We start from the raw sequence: 19,672 nt of genomic DNA on the forward strand, positions 1-19,672 counted from the left end.
GCTGGTGAAGTCGCGGCGCCAGGTCCGGGCAGGAGCCCTACTGCGCCATCGCGGTCTCGACGACCGTCAGCTCCTCGGAAAGCCCTGCGGCCCTTCGGATTTTCTTGAAGTCCGCCATCATGCCCGCGGTCACTTCATGCGGGTCGTCGGTGGTCGCACCGTCGGCCAGCACCGAGATGTTGAGCTGGTCGACGTAGCTCCACACGGTGATGTTCAGGCCGCTGCCGGCGGTGAGCGGACCGACCGAGTAGATCTCGGTGACGGTGGCGCCACCCACCTTGCCGCGCTCCCGGGGCCCCGGCACGTTGGAGATGTTGAGGTTCAGCACCTTGTTCTGGCCGTCCATGTTGGACAGCCGGCGGAACATCGACTCCATCGGCGCCGGCGGCATGTAGGCGGCCCACCGGGCCACCAGTTCCGGGCCGACCAGCTGGTGACTCTCCTTCGCAAGCATGGCGGCTTCCCGGGCCTGCCTGACGCGCTGCTCGGCGTCGTCAACGTCAACCGGCAGCGAGATCAGCACGCCGCTGAATCGGTTGCCGGAGATGCGATCCGGCGAGAAGTCGTAACTCATGGGCACCGAGGCCAGCAGCGGGTGGTCGGACTTGCCGTCGTACTTCAGCAGCAGCTCGCGCAGCGCCCCCGATGACATGGCCAGCACCAGGTCGTTGATGGTGACGCCCAGCTTCTTGCTGGTTTCCTTGACATCCGCGAGCGCCAAAGTGGCTGTGGCGAAACGTCGTTGGGGCGTGAGCACGTGGTTCATGAAGCTCGCCGGCGGGGTGAACGGCCGGGTCAGTTCCGGCGACAGCTTGCGCGTGCTCTTGCGCACCCGCGCCATGCCGTCGGCGGTGTACTTGACCACGCCGGGAATCCGGCCGATCTGCCGGAGGTGATCGACGAAGGCCGAGCGCACCAGCTCCCCGCGGGACGGGGCCGGATCGGCGATGTAGAGGTCCTGATCGCGCTGCGGCCCTTCGGTGATGTCCATGCCGAGGGCCAGCAGGTTGGCCGAGGCCACCCCGTCCGCCAGCGCGTGGTGGATCTTGCCGACCACGGCCACCCGCCCGTTGGCCAAGCCTTCGACGAGGTACATCTCCCACAGCGGCCGGCTGCGATCCAGTGCGGTACTGGCGATTTCGCCGATCGCCTCGTCCAGTTCACGGCGGCCACCCGGTGCCGCCACCCGCCACGGTCGGACGTGGTACTCGAGATCGACTTCGGCGTGCTCGCGCCACATCGGGTGGTGGAACTTGAACGGGATGTCGACGAGCTGATAGCCGAACGGGTCCAGCTTGTGCAGTCGTTCCCGGAGCACGCGACGGAATTCGTCGATCCCGAAGGTGCGATCACCCAGTCCGGCAAGGTCGATGACGGCAATCTTGAGGGTGTGCATGTGCACGTTGGGCGTTTCCGAATACAGCAGGAACGCGTCCCACCCACTCAGTCGTTTCACTCGACCTCTCCTGCGCTTCGGTCAGACCTCGCCCAGTCGAACGGTCTAGACGACCTCTTCGACACACTGCTGGTTCTGGTTCCGACGAACCTCGTCGAGGAACAACCCTATGGCAGTGGCCATCGACGCCGTGCGAGCACCGTCGGTCATGTCGAAACCGTGTCCGGCACCGGGCAATTCGATGTAACTGACGGTCGACGCGGACACCGCGCGCAGCTCGTGCACGAAGTCGCGAGCCTGCGCCACCGGGATGACGCTGTCGCCGCTGCCGTGGATCACCAGGAACGGCGGCGCATCTCGATGCACCCGCGCGATCGGAGAGGCTTGACGGTAGATCTCCGGGTGCTTGTCGATCCGGCGCCGGACCACGACGCGCTCGAGGAAGTCGACGAACTCCTCGCGCTCCTTAGTGGACCGGTCCTCCCAGTCGTAGCGGCCGTAGATACCCACAACGGCGTCGACCGACGTGTCGGCCCCCTCGGGCAGGTCGGTCTGCAGTTCGGGATCGTTGGCAGTCAGGCCGGCCAGCGCGGCGAGGTGCCCACCGGCCGAACCACCGGAGATCGCGATGAAGTCGCGGTCACCGCCGAACTTGTCGACGTTCGCCCGGGCCCACGCGATCGCGGTCTTGACGTCCGTGATGTGTTGCGGCCAACGGTGGTTCGGGGCCACGCGGTAGTCGATGGACAGACAGACCCAGCCCTGTTGGGCCAGGTGGCTCATCAGCGCGTAGCCCTGCAGCAGCCGGCTGCCGTGCACCCACGCCCCACCGGGCAGGTAGATCAGCACCGGGGCCGGCTCGCTGGGCAGGTCATCGGCGCGCCAGACGTCTAGGAGCTGCGACGGGTTGTCGCCGTAGCGCACCGAGGTGCGGTGCACCTGACGCCGGTGTTCGCGGGCCCGCCAGAACGGCGGCGTGCGCTCGGGCGCAGGCCATTCGATGTCGAGTTCGGCCGGCGGCACGACCCCGGTCAGCGCGGCCCGGACCACCTCGTTGGTGCAATCACGCTCGGCCCGACGGATCTCCGCCACGCTCGGGGTGAACAGCGCCTTGGAGGTCGACGCCCAGAAGCTCGGCACGTGGCGCATGCCCCACAGGGTCATCGCGGTCGCCCCGCCGAGCGGCTCGAGGCTCTTGCCGATCACCGGCAACGAGGCGGCGGCCGTCGCCATCGCCAACAGGTGATCGGAGGGCTTGGCTGCCATGAACCAGCGCAGCCTGGTCGCCAGCGAAGGGCTGTGAACGTCATTGTCCGGTCGAGCCGTCATTTCGCGAGCGTACACCGCGCTGACCACGCGCTTTCGGGGCCACGGCAAGTTGGTGGTCACATTTCGGAGACTGTTCACTTGTGAAGTGCATCACAGCTGATCAGGGGCTATTCGAAGTCGTACCGTCGTGCTTACAGTCAAGCCATGGGTACCTCAGCGCTGGCGATCACCGACGACCACAACGACCTCGCGGACTCGGCCACCGGACTGCTGCACCGGCTTGACAGCCGGGCCGCCGCCCGTGCCACGCTGGAGGGCGGGCCGTCGCATCCGGCCGGATTCTGGACGGCTACAGCCGATCTGGGTTGGCAGGGGCTGGCCATCCCCGAGACCTACGGCGGCTCCGGATTCGGACTGCCCGAACTGGCGGTGGTGCTGGAGGCGCAAGGCCGCGAGCTGTGTCCCGGACCGTTCCTGCCGACCGTCGCCGCCGCCGTCGTCATCGACCGATGCGCCACCGAAGAGTTGCGCGCCGCACTGCTGCCCGGGCTGGCCGACGGCAGCACCACCGCCGCCCTGGGCTTGTCCGGACACGTTCACATCGCCGGCCACACCGTGTTCGGGGAAAGCCCGACCGTGCTCGGCGCCCCGGATGCCGACCTGCTGGTCCTGGTCGCCGGCGATGACGTCGTGGTCGTCGATGCCCACGCCACCGGTGTCACCGTCACACCGCTGGACGGGGCGGACACCACGCGCAGCATCGGCTCGGTGACACTCGACCAGGTCGAGGCGACCGCAGTACTACGCGGCGCTGCGACCAAGGCGCACACTGCTTTTCGCATTCTCGCCGCTGCCGAGGCGGTCGGGGTCAGCTGGGCGGCGCTGGACATGGCCGTCGAATACGCCAAGGTGCGTGAGCAATTCGGTCGGACCATCGGCACCTTCCAGGCCGTCAAACACCATGCCGCCAACATGCTGGTCGCGGCCGAACTCACCACCGCGGCCGCGTGGGACGCAGCTCGCGCCGACGATCTGGATGACGCCTGGTTCGGCGCGGCCGTCGCCGCTGTCCAGGCGATCCACAGTCAGGTCTTCAACGCCGAGAACAACATTCAGCTGCACGGCGGCATCGGCTTCACCTGGGAACACGACGCGCACCTGTACCTGCGCCGCGCCCTCACACTGGCCACGCTGACCGGGGCCGGCGCCGACCCGCTGGCCGATGTGGTCGACGGGCAACGCACCGGCCGAGCCCACGGTGCGTCGTTCGCGCTCCCCGAGGAAGCGGCCGAATACCGCACCGCCGCCCGCGACGCCGTCGCGACGCTGCAGTCGCTGGCCGAGGACAAGAAGCGGGACTTTCTTGTCGATTCCGGTTATCTGGTGCCGCACTGGCCCAAGCCGTGGGGCCGGGATGCCGGCGTGCTGGAGCAGCTGGCCATCGAGGAGGAGTTCCGTGACGTCGAGCGTCCCGACCTCGGCATCACCGGCTGGGTGACGCTGACCATCGCTCAGGCCGGCACCGACGACCAGCGCGAGCGCTGGGTGTACCCGGTGCTGCGCGGCGAGATCATGTGGTGCCAGTTGTTCTCCGAGCCCGAGGCCGGCTCGGATGCGGCCGCGGTGCGCACCAGCGCCAAGAAGGTCGCCGGCGGCTGGCTGGTGACCGGCCAGAAGGTGTGGACCAGCCTGGCCCAGTACTGCCAGTGGGGCCTGGCCACCGTCCGCACCGATCCCGACGCCCCCAAGCACGCCGGCGTCACGATGATGGCGATCGACATGAAAGCCCCCGGCGTGACCGTCAACCCCCTCAAGGGTCTGACCGGCAACGCGCACTTCAACGAGGTGTTCTTCGACGAGGTGTTCGTCCCGGACGCCGACGTGGTCGGCGACGTCAACAAGGGCTGGCTGGTGGCGCGAGCGACGCTGGGCAACGAGCGGCTGTCGATCGGCGGCGGTTCCGGTGCGCAATCCGGCTTCACCGCCGACGATCTCATCGCGCTGTTGGACGCTGCCCAGCCGGAGCTGGCTGCCGGGCTGCGCGACCGCGCCGGCGCGGTGATCGCCGAGGGACACACCCTGCGGCTGCTGAATCTGCGGCGGATCAGCCGGGCCATCGCGGGCACCGGCCCGGGACCCGAGGGCAATGTCACAAAACTCGTGGTCGCCGAGCAAGGGCAGCGTCAGACCGAGCTGGGGATGAAGCTGGCCGGCCCCGCGGCCGTGACCGGGCAAACTCCGGCGCTCACCCAGGCCTACCTGGGCTACCGTGCCATGACCATCGCGGGCGGCACCTCGGAGATCACCCGGAACACCATCGCCGAACGAATTCTCGGCTTGCCCCGCGATCCTTTGCTCAAGTAGGTCGCTACGCATCACGAGTCGGTTGAGACTTAGCGAAGATCGCTTCGCCACGCTGCGCCGATCGGTCGGATATGTCACGCTATGGACCGATGAGTTTGCTATCGGTCAGGTCCTGGGTGTCCCGCCGCGCTTTGCTGGCGGCGGTGCTGTGTGCCCAGCTGATCGCCGGGGTGGTGACCGTGGCCGCCGTCGGCCCGTCCGCCGGCAGCGCGACCGATGACGACCACACCGACGCCGTGTTCCGCAGTGCCCACGCCGGCAGCTGCCTGACCTGGCAACCTGAACCGCCCCAGCGGCCCGCGTTCGTGCAGTGCAGCAGCCCGCACCTGTTCGAGGTCGTCAACTCTGTTGAAGGCGACGGCGATCAGGGGGCCTGCGCAGTGTCAGGACGCCGGTACCTCGGGCCACGCTTCGACCCGAACAGCCGGTTCGCGTACGGCCTGCTGCGCTCGGTGAGCTCTGGCGGTTCCGGATCCAGCAGTCACATCGCGTTGTGCGGACTGCAACTGCCCGGCCCGAACGGCCAGCAGCTGCCGTTCCGCGGGCAGGTCGCCGAGCAGGATCAGTCGCGGGTGTGGCCACCGGGCACGTGTCTTGGGGCCGACATGAAGGGCGGGCAGACAGGCCTGGTGCCCGTGGACTGCGCCGAGCCGCATTCGGTCGAGGCTGTCGGCCCCGTCGATCTCGGCGCGCACTTCCACGACGGCTCGCCGCCATCGGACGCCGAGCAGGAGGCGGTGCTGCGGCCCACCTGCAGCACGATGACCACCGCGTACCTGGCGCCGAAGACGTTGTCGGCCAGCGACCTGACCCTGAACTTCCGGCCCATCGGCCCATCCAGCTGGTCCGCCGGCAGCCACCAGACGCTGTGCGCGCTGGCATCGCGGACGCCCGGCCCCCTGACCGGCAGCGTGAAGTCACCCGGCGCCGCGTCGGCAGTGCCCGCTCCCGTCGCCCCGCGCCCGGTGGCGCAGGCGCCCGTCACCACCGTCACGACCATCGCCCCAACGAGCAGCGCCCCGACCACCGTCGCGGCTCCGGCGGTCGCTCCGAGTACCGCGGCGCCACCGTCGTCCTCGTCGTCGGTGGCATCGCAGGCAGCCGAGGCGCCCAGCGCATCCGTCACCGAAACCACGGCGCCACCGGCAGCCCCGGCCTCGCCCGTCGACAACCCGGCGCATCCGCCGCAGGCTCCCCCGGCCGAACCGGCACATCCTGCCGAGCCGGCACCCCCGGCCGAGCCCGCGGCGCCGTCGCACGTGCTCGAGCTCCCGGGCATGGCCCCGATCACCCTGCCCTGGGCGCCGCCGCCGCTGTAGCCCACTCGCCGAACGTGAGCTTGATGGCGAAAACTAGGCGAAAAGTCGCCATCTTCCTCACGCTCGGCGGCTAGCGGACAGCAGCCTCCAGGTCGGCCAGGGAGTCCTCGAGGTGGCCGAGCAGCCGCTGCAGGTGCGGCACGCTGTGCCGGCAGCCGACGAGCCCGAAGTCGAGGTTGTCGCCGTTGTTGACCAGCGTGATGTTCAGCGCCTGCCCGTCCAGTGCGATCGACAGCGGATAGTTCCCGTCGAGCCGAGCGCCCTTCCAGTACATCGGCACCCGTGGTCCCGGCACATTCGAGATGACGATGTTGAACGGCGGTGGGGTGGCGTCGACGAAACCGGGCACGGTGGACAGCGCGATCGGGGACAGCAGCAGCGCTGACAGGGCCATCGACTCCGTCTTCGACAGCCCGGCGAACACCTGCTTGTTGCCGCGCATCGAATCGGAGATGGCCTGCAGCCGCGTCGCCGGATCCTTGATGTCGGTGGCGAGGTTGCACAGGATCGCGCCCACCTGGTTGCCACCGGCATCGGCGTCGGCCTCGGACCGCAGACTCACCGGGACCATCGCGATCAGCGGAGCGTCGGGCAGGGCGCTCTGCTCGAGCAGGTAACCCCGCAGCGCCCCGGAGCACATGGTCAGCACGACGTCGTTGACCGTGACACCGCCGGCAGCCTGCTTGATGGCCTTGATGCGGTCGATCGGCCAGGACTGGGCCGCCACCCGTCGGGCGCCGCCGATCTTGACGTTGAACATGGTCTTCGGCGCGCTGAACGTCCGGGTCAGGTTCTGTTCCAGCAAGACGGCACGCGCCACCCGGAACGTCGACGGCGCGAGACCCGCCGCCGCGCCAACGGCTTCCAGCGCCGAGCCCACCAACGACGAGCTCTGCTTCGGCGCCCGCTTGCGGGACGGCAGGTCCCACGGCACCCGCACCTCCGGCTCGGCCGGGTCGTCGGACAGCGTGCGCATCGTCATCCGCAGTGCGGACACCCCGTCGAGCAGCGCGTGGTGGACCTTCGAATAGATCGCGAACCGGCCGTCCTCGAGACCTTCCACCAGGTACGTCTCCCACAGCGGACGGTGCCGGTCCAGCAGGCTGGTGTGCAGCCGCCCGCAGAGGTCGAGCAGTTCGCGTACTCGTCCCGGGGAGGGCAGCGCCGAGCGGCGCAGGTGGTAGTCGACGTCGATGTCGTCGTCGTACGTCCAGCCAAAGCTGGCGATGCCGCCCAAGAACCGTGCCGGGCGTTTGCGGTAGGTGGGGTTGAAGTTGGTGTGCGCCAACATGTCCCGATACAGATCGTGGATGAACTCCGGCCCGGCGCCCTCGGGCGGGGTGAACAGCTGCAGGCCGCCGACGTGCATCGGATGTTCCCGCGATTCCCCGAGCAGGAACATGGCATCGGTTGGCGACATGATCTCCACCCGCCAAGTAAACCCCTATTCGGCGGGCGGTGGACCAGGTTGCCGCGTCAGGGCTGGCGTTCGCCCGGCGGCGGCGGGTTGGCGACCACCGGGAACTGACCGGTGAAGCCCTGCCGCTGCTTGGCGATCTCCAGGACCCGGCCACGCGCCGCGTACCAGCCGATGATCAGCGCCGGGATGATGATCACCAGCGTCCCCACCGTCCACGTGCCGACCGGTTTGTCGAACGCCATCAGCACCAGCACCGCGGCCAGGAACACCAGCGTCGCGTACCCGGTGTACGGCGCGCCCCACATCCGGAACGACGGCCGCTCCATCTCACCCCGCTCGGACCAGCGGAACAGCTGCAACTGACAGATCACGATGGTGGCCCACGACGCGATGATGCCGAGTGCGGCCATGTTCAGCACGATCTCGAACGCCTGGGCGGGCACCACGCCGTTGAGCACGACGCCGAGCAGCCCGATGCTGGCCGTCAGACAGATACCGCCATACGGCACACCACGTTTGGACATGACGCCGGTGAACTTCGGGGCGCTGCCGTTCATCGCCATGGAGCGCAGGATGCGGCCGGTCGAGTACAGCCCGGCGTTCAGGCTGGAGAACGCCGCGGTGAGTACGACGACGTTCATCAGGGTGCCCGCACCCTCGAAACCGATCTTCGAGAAGAACGTGACGAAGGGACTCTCGCCGGCCTTGTAGGCGGTGTACGGCAGCAGCAGCCCGAGCAGCACCAGCGACCCGACGTAGAACAGCGCGATGCGGAAGATCACCGAGTTGATGGCCCGCGGCATGATCTTGTGCGGTTCGGCGGTCTCGCCCGCCGCGGTGCCGACGAGTTCGACTGCGGCATAAGCGAAGACGACGCCCGAGGTCACCACCACCAGCGGCAGCAACCCGGTGGGGAACAGCCCGCCGCTGTCCGAGATGACGCTGAAGCCGGTGGTCTGGCCGTCGACCTTGAACCGGCCCGCCAGAAACACCGTGCCGACCACCAGGAAGGTCACCAGCGCAACGACCTTGATCAGGGCCGCCCAGAATTCGAGCTCGCCGAACAGGGTCACCGAGATCAGATTCATACCCATCACGATGGCCAGCGCGATCAAAGCGATCAGCCACTGCGGGATGGCGTCGAACGCCTTCCAGTAGTGGAAGTAGGTGGCGATGGCGGTCGAGTCGACGATCGACGTCATGGCCCAGTTCAGGAAGTACATCCAGCCGGCGACGTAAGCCGCCTTCTCGCCGAGGAATTCACGCGCGTACGACACGAACGAACCCGACGACGGCCGGTGCAGCACCAGTTCCCCGAGAGCCCGCAGGATCAGGAACACGAACCCGCCGCAGATCAGGTAGACCAGGAACAGGCCTGGCCCCGCGTTGTGCAACCGGCCACCGGCACCCAGGAACAAGCCGGTACCGATGGCACCGCCGATCGCGATCATCTGCAGCTGGCGTGGCTTGAGGGTGTGGTGGTAGCCGGCGTCTTCGGCCGTCAGACCGGGTGGCTCGACATGGGTATGCGGCGTGGCAGTCATAGCGATTCAGTGAACACCGGCTCGCAATCTGGCGCAGGACAATTGGTTTCCTGTGTGTGAACACAGGCGTGTCCACAACGTGCTCGGGTCAGTAAGGTCGGTCAGATGTCGGGCATCTCCCAAACAGTCGAGTTCCACCCCGAGTTGGCACGTGCCGCACGGTTCATGCCGCGCAGCCCCATCACGCCGTGGAACCTCCGCTTCGTCCGAAGGCTGTCCAACCTGCTGGAACGCCAGACTCCGGAGGGCACCGAGGTGCTGACGCTGCCGTCGGGCGTCGGGATTCGGCTGCACCGGCCACCTGCCGGCACCGACCGTGGCGGCGCGCTGCTGTGGATTCACGGTGGCGGTTACCTGATCGGCAGTCCGGCGCAGGACGACGTGCTGTGCCGGCGTTTCGCGAACGAACTCGGCATCACCGTGGCGGCGGTCAAGTACCGGTTGGCGCCCGACAACCCGTATCCGGCCGGGCTGGAGGACTGCTACACGGCGCTGCGCTGGCTGGTCGAGCTGCCGGCGGTGGATCCGGCCCGGGTCGCGGTCGGCGGCTCCAGTGCCGGCGGTGGCATGAGCGCGGCGTTGGCTCAGCTGGCGTATGACCGCGGTGAAATTGCTTTGGCAGCACAGCTTTTGGTGTACCCCATGATCGACGACCGGTCAGGCGACCGGCCCGGACTGGACCATCCCGGACACCGGTTGTGGACCCAGAAGTCGAACCGCTTCGGCTGGCGCGCCTACCTCGGCGGTGCCGATCCCGCGGTCGCGGTCCCTGCCCGCCGGACCGATCTGTCCGGCCTGCCGCCGGCCTGGGTCGGCGTCGGGACCTTGGACGTCTTCCACGACGAGGACGTCGACTACGCCGAGCGGTTGCGTGCGGCGGGCGTCCCGTGCGAACTGGAAGTGGTGCCGGGCGCGTACCACGGGTTCGACGGCGTCGCCGCCAAGACGCAGGTGGCTCGCGCGTTCTTTGCCAGTCAGGTGCAATTCCTGCGGCCGATGCTGAACCCGGCCGTCGTCGGCTAGCCCCGTCGGCTAACTCGTCGGCCGCCCACGCCGATCACACAGCTGCCGTAACCCCGCTGCGGCACTGCCGATCCCGTGCCTCAGCGGTCGCGCGAGCGTGATCTTCGTTACTTAGCTTATGCTATCTAATTGATGTTTACGCAGGTCAAACACTGTTTTTAAGAAATTAGCCGATCAAATAAACCCTTGCGGGGAAGCATTTCGGGGCGCATGGTTGTTGAACAGACCAACGACCACAACGGTCTGATCTTCACCGAGAAGAGGCACGGCAATGACCACCCTGACCCATCAGACGACCGAAAACATCGGCCCCCTGCGGCAGCTGTTCCGGCGATCCACCGCTGTGGTGGTGCTGACGGCGGCAGGTCTGGGCGTGGCCGGCTACATGGCCCTCGGCATGCTGCAGGACAAGCCTGCCGACCCGGTGCTGCCGACGTTCTCCGCGGTCCCCGTCCCGTCCGCTCCGGACCTGGACAAGCTGCAGAACCTGGGCCAGCTCGCCGCCATCGTGCAGAGCCCGCAGGTGCCGCAGGCACACCCGGCCCGCTAGGCCCCAATACCCAGCTGAGCACTGAGCCGCCCTCGAAATCGAGGGCGGCTCAGTGCTATTCGGCGACTATTGGGTGGCGTGCGCCCTACCGACCGGTGTGCGGTTGGCCAGGTTCTGGGCCACCTCTTCGTGCCACAGGTCGTTGGCGTAGGTGGTGTCGACTTCCTGCTCGAACCGGGCGACCATGTCCGGTTTGACGTCGGCGGCGTCGACGTAGAACTGCTCGTACCAGCGACGATGCTGGTACACCGGGCCGTCTTCCTCGGTCAGCAGCGGGTTCTCGATGCGCGTCTTGTTCTTCCAGATCTCGACGTCTTCCATGAAGCCGTCGCCGAAGCTGCGGCTCAGCGTCGCCGCCAGCTTCTCGGTCTTCTCCGCCGGCAACGCCGGGTTATTCTGCACCGCGACGCCCCACTGCAGCACGAACGAATCATGGGTCACCGGGTAGTGGCAGTTGATCAGCGCGATCTCCACCGTGAACTCCGGGGCAAGGTCGTTGTGCAGCCAGTTGATCATGTACGCCGGCCCGAAATACGTGGCCTCCGACCGCAGGTAGGTGCCGTCCCACAGTTCGCGCGTCGCGTAGTCCGGCCGCGGCTTGGACTCCATGAACTGGCTGGCGGTGTGGCCCTCGATGACGTTCTTGAAGTACGTCGGGTAAGCGTGGTGAATGTAGAAGAAATGCGCCATGTCGACGTTGTTGTCGACGATCTCACGGCAGTGCGACCCCTCGATCAGCAGCGAGTTCCACTGCCACGGCGACCACCGACCTTCCTCGTAGCCGTCGATGGTCGGCGGCGTCAGCTCCGGTGCGGGCGTCGAACCCTCGGGGTCGTGCCAGATCAACAGCTGCCCATTGACCTCGGTGCTCTGCCAGGCACGGGTGCGAGCGAGCCGCGGGGTGCGCTTGGCGTACGGCACCAGCTGGCACTTGCCGTCGCCACCCCAACGCCAGTCGTGGAACGGGCACGCGACCGCGTCGCCCTTGACGGTGCCCTGCGACAGGTCCCCGCCCATGTGCCGGCAGTAGCCGTCCAGTACCTTGAGCTGGCCCTGCGAATCAGCGAACACCACCAACTTGGTACCGAACGCCTCGATGGCATGCGGCTTGCCGTCGCGGAACGACTCGGCCAATCCGATGCAGTGCCAGCCGCGCGCAAACCGCGTCATCTCCACGCCCGCGTCGATATGCCTGACTTCGGCCTCAGTCATGTTGCGTCCCTTCCGAATTGCTCCTGGCTGACCAGGATTTTCACTTCGGTATCCCGGCCCGTCGACTGCAGAGCGTGAATGCCTTTTTCAAGAGCGTCGGCCAACTGAATACGGCTGGTGACGAGCGGCACGGGGTCCAGTCGCCCGTCGGCGATCATGTCGATAACGGTACGGAAGTCGTCCCGGGAATAGGCGAAACTTCCCGTAACCCGTTTCTCGGTGATCATGAACAGGCTCGGGTTGACCGTCACGTCGGCGTGGTACATCGCGACGACGACGGTCGTGCCGCCCTTGCGGAGCGCGTTGACCGCGGTGTCGAACGTGGCCTGGCCCGCCCCCGCGGCGTCGAAAGAAGCGTCCACGCCCTGGCCTTTGGTCAGCTCGTGGACAAAGCCACCGAGGTCGGTCTCGCGGGGATCCACGACGTCGGCACCGAGGGCCGCCGCCAGCTCACGCCGGGCGGTGCTCATCTCGCTGACGACAACGCGTTGCGCGCCTTGCGCTTTCAGGCACAGCAGCAGGCCGAGGCCGATGGGTCCGCCGCCGACGACGAGCGCCGTCTGGCCCGCGGCGATGCCACTGAGCCGCACGGCGTGCAGCGCGACGCTCAGCGGCTCGACCAGCGCGCCGGTCTCGGGCGTGAAGCCGTCGGGCAGCACGAACACCTTGTCCGCCGCCGCGACGACATACTCGGCGAAACCGCCACCGCCGCCGTTGACGCCGAGGAAGCCGAACTGCTCGCACAGGTTCGGTTCACCACGCAGACAGGCGGCGCAGGTGCCGTCTTCGAAACTCGGTTGGACGGCGACGAGCGCGCCGACCGGAATGCCGTCGACACCGTCACCGACCTCGGTGACGTAGCCGGCGAACTCATGGCCCAGGACGTGCGGTCCGGGCTGCCCGACGAGCGGATGCGGCCAGTCCACCGGCACCGGCGCAGTCTCGTACAGGGACAGGTCCGAGCCGCAGATGCCGCTGCACGCAACCCGGATCTTGACCTTGCCGGCGGTGACGTCGGGCTCGGGAATCTCGTCGAGCCGGGCGTCAGCCGCGCCGTGTAACCGCCACGCTTGCATTCGTCTACCCCGCTTCGCCGATCATGTCGAGCACAGCCAGATGGGAGAACACCATGCTGGTGCCGATCGGGTTGCCGCCGCCCGGGTACGCGTAGCCACTTGGCGCGGCCATAGTGTTGCCCGCCGCGTACAAGCCGGTGATCGGGTTGCCTGCGGTGTCGAGTACCTGGCCGGTGGTGTCGGTGCGCAGACCGCCCTTGGTGCCGAGGTCGGAGATGCCGAACTTCGCGGCGTGGAACGGCGCCTTGTCGATGCGGACCATCGGGCAGGCGCCACCGGAGAAGGCGCGGTCGTAGGCTTCGTCGCCGCGGCCGAAGTCCGGGTCGGAACCGGCGTCGGCGTATTCGTTGAACTGCGCCACGGTCGCGACCAGCTGCTCGGCGGGCACACCGATCTTGGCGGCCAGCTCCTCCAAGGTGTCGGCGGTGTGCCACAGCCCGGCGTCGACGTACTTCTCGGTTTCCACCATCGAGACATTGGTGGCCTTGATCGGTGGGACGCCCGCATCGGTGTCGTCGTAGATCATCCAGAACGGCAGCGTCATCTCGCCCTTGGCCAACCGGTCCACGGCGACGCGGCCGATCCGGTCGTACGGCGCGGACTCGTTGACGAACCGCTTGCCGTCCTGGTCGACGAAGATGCCGCCGGTGAACCACAGCGCGAATGCGCTGCGGCCGTCCGGGTGTGTGAGGCCGGGTGACCACCAGGCCTGCTCCATCAGGTCGGTGTCGGCGCCGACAGCGATGCCCGCCTCATGCGCCTGGCCGAGATTTCCCCAGGGCCCCATGGTGTCTCGCGCCTCACCGGGCACGCCGTACTTGTGCCGCAGCTCGTCGTTGCCCTCGAAGCCGCCGGCCGCGAGCAGCACACCCTTGCGCGTCCTGATCGCCTTACGGACCCCGTCGGTCTCGACGACGGCACCCACGACGGCACCGTCCTCGGTCACCAGCTCCACCAGCGCGGTGCCCAGTTGCGTTGCAGCCGAAGGGTATTGCTTCAGCGCCACCAGAAAACGGGCGATCAGCGCCCGGCCGCCGATGAAGTAGTCGTCGGGCTGCGGGACGCCGAGCCGGTCGTTGTCCAGCGGGCCGCGCACCAATTCCTTGAACTCAGGCGCCTTTTCGATCTTGAGCGGACGGGCCGCGACGTGCCGCTGACCATCCGCCCGGGCCTTCGGCATCTTCCCGAAGTAGTCCGGCCAGGGCAGCATGTCGAACTTGATGTTGGGATCGGTTTCCAGGTACTCGATCAGCGGAGCACCGCTGCGGACATAGGTGTCCTGCAGCTCGCGCGGCGTCCGATCACCGACGACGGCGTGGTAGTACTCCAGCGCGTCGTCGATGGTGTCGTCGGTGCCGGCCCGCTGCAGCACCGGGTTGCACGGGAACCACACGCCGCCGCCACCGGAGTAGGCGGTGGTGCCGCCGAACTTGTCGGTGGCCTCGACCAACAGCACCTCGAGTCCCTCACGCGCGGCGGTGTAGGCACCGGTGACGCCACCGCCACCAGAGCCCGCCACCAGCACGTCAACCGTCGAGTCCCAGTCCGTCATGCCCAAACTCCCTATAGGTATCGCTGCCGTCCGTACTGCGTGAACTCATCGTCCAACGCGCGCTTGGCATCGTCAGTCATGGGTCGGTAATCAGGTACGCCCCGACCCACCCAGCGGTACACCAGTTCCTCGGTGTGCCACTTGTCCGCTTGCAGCTCGCGCTTGAGCACCTTGTTTGAGCCGGTGACCGGCAGCGAGTCCGAGATCCGCAGGAAGCGCGGCGTGCCCTTCTTGCCCAGGTCATCCTGGTCGTTCAGGTACTTCACGAACTTGTCGACGTCGAACAGGATCGGGTCGGCGACCTCGATGGCCGCCATCACCTGATCACCCGAGCGGGAGTCCGGCACCGCGTACACGCCCGCGGCGATCACCTCGGGATGACGCCGCAGCACGCGTTCGATGGACAGCGCCGAGGTGTTCTCGCCGTCGACCCGGATCCAGTCACCGCGCCGGCCGGCGAAGTAGATGAACCCGTTCTCGTCGAGGTAGCCGAGATCGCCGGTCCAGTACCAGCCGTTGCGAATACGGTCGGCGTCGGCGGCGTCGTTCTTGTAGTAGCCCTCGAACTTCTTGGTGCCGAGCTTGTCGATGATCTCGCCGACGGCGTCGTCGGGGTTCAGGAGCCGGCCGTACTGGTCCAAAACCGCTGGGACGCACTCGATCATGGTTTCAGGGTTGACGATCGCGACACCCGGATGGGCCGGCCGGCCGAGGGCGCCCTCGGGCTGGTCGGGGTCGAGTACGACGGCGCCGCCGCCCTCGCTCGAGCCGTAGCCCTCATAGAGGTCGGCACCGAAGCGGCGCTTGAAGTAGGCCTGGTCCTCCGGGGAGGCCTCGGTGCCGAACCCGCGGCCCAGCTGGTTGTCGGCGTCGTCCGGCTGTTCCGGTGTGGCCAACAGGTAGCCGAGCGCCTTGCCCACGTAGGTGAAGAACGTCGCGCCGAAGTACCGCACGTCCGGCAGGAAACCCGACGCCGAGAAGCTCGGGGTCAGGCAGACCGTCGCGCCGACGGCCAAAGCCGGGGCCCACAGCGCCATGATGGCGTTGCCGTGGAACAGCGGCATGCAGCAGTAGTCGACGTCCTCGCGGACGTGATTGAACTTGTCCACCGCCGAGTAGGCGATCCACGCCAGACGGCCCTGGCTGCACTTGACGGCCTTCGACGCGCCGGTGGTGCCGGAGGTGAACAGCAGCAACAACAACGACCGTTGGTCAACACCGTCCGCCGCCGCGATTTGTGCACGATTTTCCGCACCTGCCGCGGATTTTCGTGCACAAATCGCGTCCTGGTAGGCCGGGTTGTCGACGACGAGAATGCGGTCGGGCGGCAGGCCGAGGTCCAGGCCCGAAAGTCGTTCCCGCCCAGCCGAATCGGTGACGATCAGCTGACAGTCCGCGTGCCGAACCTCGCCGGCCAACTCGTCGTTGCCGCGCGTCGGGTTGATGCCGACGATCGTCGCCCCCGACAGGGCGGCACCGCCCAGCCAGAAGATGAAGTCGGGCACGTTGTCCAGCAGGACACCGATGTGGAAGGGGCCGTCAGCCCGCAACTCCGCGGCGTAAGCGCCCCGGGCGGCGGACTCGCGGACCACCTCGTCCCAGGTCCAGTCCTGGTCCCGGGTGCGCAATCCCAACCGCTCGTCGCCGAGGCGGTCGAGCAGCAGGGCCGCGATGTCCTCGCGGGGCTCAGGCATTGGCGGCGGCGGCCTGCTGGTCGATGTACTCCTGCGGCAGGTCGTCGACGCTCAGCTTGGTGACGCTGACCGGGCCGGTCTGGTAGGCGTCCTCGCCGATGATCAGGCCGTCGGCGTCGATCGGCCAGTTGATGAGCTGCCGGAACACCAGCAGGTAGTCGCCGTTCGGATCCTCGACGTCGACGCCGATCGCCTGCGCGGCCACACCCGGGTAGATCATCTTCATCCAGCCTTCGGTCATCACCAGATCATCGTCCACGGCGAGGCGATCGATCTCGAAGACGAGGTGATTGGCGCCGCTGGCCATGAACGCCTCGTAGTAGGCGCGCACACCCTCGGTGGTTTTGGGGCCCATGTCGGTGTTGGCATACCAGAAGTGGTAATCCGGGTTCGGGGACAACGTAGCCATCAGGCGGTCCAGGTCCGGCACCGCCTCGGCCAGCATGTGCTCGAGCACGATGCTCAGCACCTGGCGATGGCGCTCGTTGGTGGTGCGCGACAGGCGTTCTTCGACGAGTTCCCAGGTCTTGGTGGGGTCGATGATTGCCATGCGGGTACTCCTCGGGTCTGCGACTGAGCGTGGGCTGTTCAGCTTGTATGGCCATCATCACGAACCCGACCACCCCCGGTCATCCGACGTACGTCGGGTTGTTCTCCCAAATTCTCCGACGATCGTCGGATATCCGTAAACGTCGCTGGTCGTTGCTGAAGGCGATAACATGCGAATTTCCGGGGCGACAGGAGGTGCCGGCCATGGCGCACGCGATCCGCGATCCGCTCGAAGCGACCGAAGACCTGCGCCGATCTCCCGTGCATCAACACATGCAGCTCAGCGTGGTGTCGCAGGAGCAGGGCGTCGCGATCCTGTCGATGCCGCTCGCGCCGGACCTGGAAGGGCTCGCGCCGGGCAGCGTCCACGGCGGGATGCTGGCAACGCTGGCCGACGCCGCTTCCGGCTTTTGCCTCGAAGGCTTCTTCGACCTGGAATCAGAAATCCCGGTGACGACCGACATGCACGTCCGTTACTACCGGCAGCCGCATGGCGGCCCGCTCGTCGCGGAAGCACAGGTGGTGAATGTCGGCCGCCGACTGCTGAGTTGCGAATGCACGATCGTCGACGCATCCGAGCGAGTCCTGGCGCGGTCGACGGCGACGTTCATGATCGTCCCGTTCGACGGCTGACGACGCGGCGCCTTCCGGATTCAGTCCGTCAATTCGGCCGACGACAGCGCGATCCGCCGGATCATCAGAACCAGGGTCGCCGAGAACCGGTCCAGCGGATCGTCCATGTCCCAGCCCAATTGGGATTCGATGTGCGCCAGTCGCGCGGCCACCGTGCTGTGGTGCACGTGCAGTTCCTCGGCGGTCCGCCGCAGCGAGCCGAACACACAGAACGCCTCTGCCGTCTCGACCTGCAGGCGGCCTGTGGGGGTCGCCGCGATCTCGTTGATCCGGGTCAGCGCGTGATTGCCGCGCGTGGCGTCGGGCGGCAGCTCGGCCAGCAACTCCAGCGCGCTCAACCGCTCGAAGGCGACGGCGCGCCGGCCGAAGCCGGTCGACGACGCGAACCGCAACGCCCGCAGCGCCTGGCCCCATGATGTCGGTGCCGCGAACACGCCGCCCGCCGCCCCGAGCCCGACCCACGGCCCGCGGTCGGCACCGACGGGCAGCGGCGCCGGGAACGCGGTGACGATCGCCTGGTCCAGCTCGTCGGACAGGGCGCGCGTGTCGGTCCGGCCCTGGCACACCACCGCCGTCGCCGTACCCAGGTCCGCGGTCCGCACCGACACCGACGTCAGTGCCGATGTGATGACCCGTAACGCTTCCGGCGACGACTGCGCCGACACCGCGAGCACCCGGACCTCGCGGGACTCGTCGAGCCCCAGCAGCCTGATCGCCCGCGCCCGGTCCTCCGGCCGTTCCCGGCTCGACAGCACCACCTCGACGAGCGCCGGGTCACCGAAGCTGGGCGGCACCCGGGCACCGATGGCCCCCAGCGTGTGCCGCACCCGGTCCAGCAGGACGCCGTCGAGCGGGTGGGCCGGGGCGTCGCGCTCCAGCCAGACCTCCGGAGCCGGGCCGTCCCAGCGCACGTGGACGGGACACCCGGCCACGCCCCGCGCCGCCTCCAGCACGGCGTCGACGCCGGTGGCGTCGAGATCGTCGAAGAACCGGACGAGCCGCAGCACCGACTCCGGGTCACTGCCCAGCTCGGACAACCGCAACGCGCTCACGCCGCCATTCTGACAATGCTCAGAACTGCAGGACGCTGAACCGCCAGTCCAGTACCTGCCGGTCCGGGCCGTCGGTGGCGGCCGCGAACACCACCGACCGCAGGTCCAGCGTGCCGCCGCGGCCCGACGACGACGCGTGGGCCGCCTCGATGTGCAGCTCGCTGTAGAGGGTGTCGCCCTCGTGCACAGGTCCGGTGTGGTCGCAGGACTCCCAGCCGAGGACGGTGACGATGTTCGGCAACAGCCGCGTGGCCTGTGCCAGCGCGAGGCCGATGGTGTGCCCGCCGTACACCAGGCGACTGCCCGCCACCCGCGAATCATGGTGCGTGGCAGCGATATTGAGTGTCAGCCGGGCCAGCTCCGGGGCGCTGCTGACAACATCGGCGGTGCTCGTCAGCAGCTGGCCGGCGAGTGCCGGATCGAACTGCGGGCCGGGCACCGCGGACCGCCAGGCGTCGACGTTCCACTCCGCGGCGGGGTCCGGCAGGCCCGGCACGTCGGCGCCGATGGTGCTGAGGTCGTCGGCGCGGCCGGTGTCGGCGGCGTCGTCGCGCAACGGCAGCATGGCACACCGGTGGAAATCGAGCACCGTGCGGCCGTCCTGGTCGATGGTGATCATCCGCAGCGCGGCCAACCCGGTGCGCGGCTTACCCGGCTTGGCCGAATTCTGTTTGAGGCCAACCACTTCGGTTCGCGTGCTGATGGTGTCGCCGATATGCGGGAAGCGATGGAACCGCAGGCCGCGGTAGAACAGATTCGCCTTGACCCGCTGGGTCACCAGCGTGGACTGACCGATCGCGACGTCACAGACCAGCGCCGGATGCGCCAGTGCCCGCGCTGATCCGGTGACTGCCGCAGACAATCCGGCGTCCAGCGGCAGCCGCATACGATCGCCGAGGATCGCCTGGTGTACCGCCGCCGCGCCGTCCGTGAGCGTCATACCCGGCGCCCAGTCGAAGACCTGCCCTACGCCGAGATCCTCGAAAAATGGTCCACCAGCAGTGGTTTGGCCCGACATG

16 protein-coding genes are annotated in these 19,672 nt (G+C 67.9%); 5 read left to right on the top strand and 11 right to left on the bottom strand.

Translation table 11 applies throughout. The features are described 5' to 3' along the window. Window positions 1–37 precede the first annotated feature (37 nt). Window positions 38–1,456: a WS/DGAT/MGAT family O-acyltransferase gene (locus A7G45_RS04950; RefSeq protein WP_260934408.1), complete on the bottom strand. Its 1,419-nt coding sequence runs from the start codon at window positions 1,454–1,456 to the stop codon at window positions 38–40. Between the two features lie 45 nt (window positions 1,457–1,501). Then, window positions 1,502–2,725: an alpha/beta hydrolase gene (locus A7G45_RS04955; protein ID WP_260934410.1), complete on the bottom strand. Its 1,224-nt coding sequence runs from the start codon at window positions 2,723–2,725 to the stop codon at window positions 1,502–1,504. Window positions 2,726–2,869: 144 nt separating this feature from the next. On the opposite strand from A7G45_RS04955, the gene A7G45_RS04960 reads away from it, so the two are divergent. After that, on the top strand, window positions 2,870–5,029 hold the full coding sequence (locus tag A7G45_RS04960) for an acyl-CoA dehydrogenase family protein (RefSeq protein ID WP_260934412.1): 2,160 nt from the start codon (window positions 2,870–2,872) through the stop codon (window positions 5,027–5,029). Window positions 5,030–5,118: 89 nt separating this feature from the next. After that, entirely contained in the window at window positions 5,119–6,348 is a 1,230-nt protein-coding gene (locus tag A7G45_RS04965; RefSeq protein WP_260934415.1) for a septum formation family protein, read from the top strand. 70 nt (window positions 6,349–6,418) lie between these two features. On the opposite strand, the gene A7G45_RS04970 is transcribed toward A7G45_RS04965, so the two are convergent. Together A7G45_RS04970 and A7G45_RS04975 are read right to left on the bottom strand one after the other, a co-directional pair. After that, entirely contained in the window at window positions 6,419–7,777 is a 1,359-nt protein-coding gene (locus A7G45_RS04970; RefSeq protein ID WP_260934417.1) for a WS/DGAT/MGAT family O-acyltransferase, read from the bottom strand. A gap of 47 nt (window positions 7,778–7,824) precedes the next feature. After that, the gene (locus A7G45_RS04975) at window positions 7,825–9,312 is read right to left on the bottom strand and encodes an amino acid permease (RefSeq protein ID WP_260934419.1); all 1,488 of its coding nucleotides are present in this window, start codon (window positions 9,310–9,312) and stop codon (window positions 7,825–7,827) included. A 105-nt stretch (window positions 9,313–9,417) separates the two neighbouring features. Here A7G45_RS04975 and A7G45_RS04980 point away from each other — a divergent pair, with 105 nt between their 5' ends. Beyond that, a complete protein-coding gene (locus A7G45_RS04980; RefSeq protein ID WP_260934420.1) occupies window positions 9,418–10,335 on the top strand; it encodes an alpha/beta hydrolase in 918 nt (305 codons plus the stop codon). Window positions 10,336–10,606: 271 nt separating this feature from the next. After that, window positions 10,607–10,885: a hypothetical protein gene (locus A7G45_RS04985; protein ID WP_043391134.1), complete on the top strand. Its 279-nt coding sequence runs from the start codon at window positions 10,607–10,609 to the stop codon at window positions 10,883–10,885. Between the two features lie 66 nt (window positions 10,886–10,951). Here A7G45_RS04985 and A7G45_RS04990 read toward each other — a convergent pair whose 3' ends face one another. From A7G45_RS04990 to A7G45_RS05010, 5 genes are read right to left on the bottom strand one after another with little or no spacing between them, the layout of a single operon-like run. Next, entirely contained in the window at window positions 10,952–12,097 is a 1,146-nt protein-coding gene (locus A7G45_RS04990; protein WP_260934422.1) for a 3-ketosteroid-9-alpha-monooxygenase, oxygenase component, read from the bottom strand. Beyond that, complete coding sequence (locus tag A7G45_RS04995; protein ID WP_260934423.1) at window positions 12,094–13,173, bottom strand: 2,3-butanediol dehydrogenase; 1,080 nt, start codon at window positions 13,171–13,173, stop codon at window positions 12,094–12,096. The genes A7G45_RS04990 and A7G45_RS04995 overlap by 4 nt, the downstream gene beginning before the upstream one ends. Before the next feature lie 4 nt (window positions 13,174–13,177). Beyond that, window positions 13,178–14,725, bottom strand: a complete 1,548-nt coding sequence (locus tag A7G45_RS05000) for an FAD-binding protein (RefSeq protein ID WP_260934425.1) — start codon at window positions 14,723–14,725, stop codon at window positions 13,178–13,180. 11 nt (window positions 14,726–14,736) lie between these two features. Next, on the bottom strand, window positions 14,737–16,419 hold the full coding sequence (locus A7G45_RS05005; RefSeq protein WP_043391144.1) for a steroid-22-oyl-CoA synthetase: 1,683 nt from the start codon (window positions 16,417–16,419) through the stop codon (window positions 14,737–14,739). Continuing rightward, entirely contained in the window at window positions 16,412–16,969 is a 558-nt protein-coding gene (locus tag A7G45_RS05010) for a nuclear transport factor 2 family protein (protein ID WP_043391146.1), read from the bottom strand. The genes A7G45_RS05005 and A7G45_RS05010 overlap by 8 nt, the downstream gene beginning before the upstream one ends. Before the next feature lie 203 nt (window positions 16,970–17,172). Between A7G45_RS05010 and A7G45_RS05015 the strand changes: the two genes are divergently transcribed. Then, complete coding sequence (locus tag A7G45_RS05015) at window positions 17,173–17,601, top strand: PaaI family thioesterase (protein WP_157850368.1); 429 nt, start codon at window positions 17,173–17,175, stop codon at window positions 17,599–17,601. Window positions 17,602–17,621: 20 nt separating this feature from the next. Here A7G45_RS05015 and A7G45_RS05020 read toward each other — a convergent pair whose 3' ends face one another. Further along, the gene (locus A7G45_RS05020) at window positions 17,622–18,653 is read right to left on the bottom strand and encodes a PucR family transcriptional regulator (protein ID WP_260934431.1); all 1,032 of its coding nucleotides are present in this window, start codon (window positions 18,651–18,653) and stop codon (window positions 17,622–17,624) included. Window positions 18,654–18,672: 19 nt separating this feature from the next. Beyond that, window positions 18,673–19,671 carry a MaoC family dehydratase gene (locus tag A7G45_RS05025; protein WP_260934433.1) on the bottom strand — a complete coding sequence of 333 codons (999 nt, stop codon included), beginning with the start codon at window positions 19,669–19,671 and terminating at the stop codon, window positions 18,673–18,675. Window position 19,672 lies beyond the last annotated feature (1 nt).

Source organism: Mycolicibacterium llatzerense, from assembly GCF_025331195.1.
Lineage (GTDB): Bacteria > Actinomycetota > Actinomycetes > Mycobacteriales > Mycobacteriaceae > Mycobacterium > Mycobacterium llatzerense.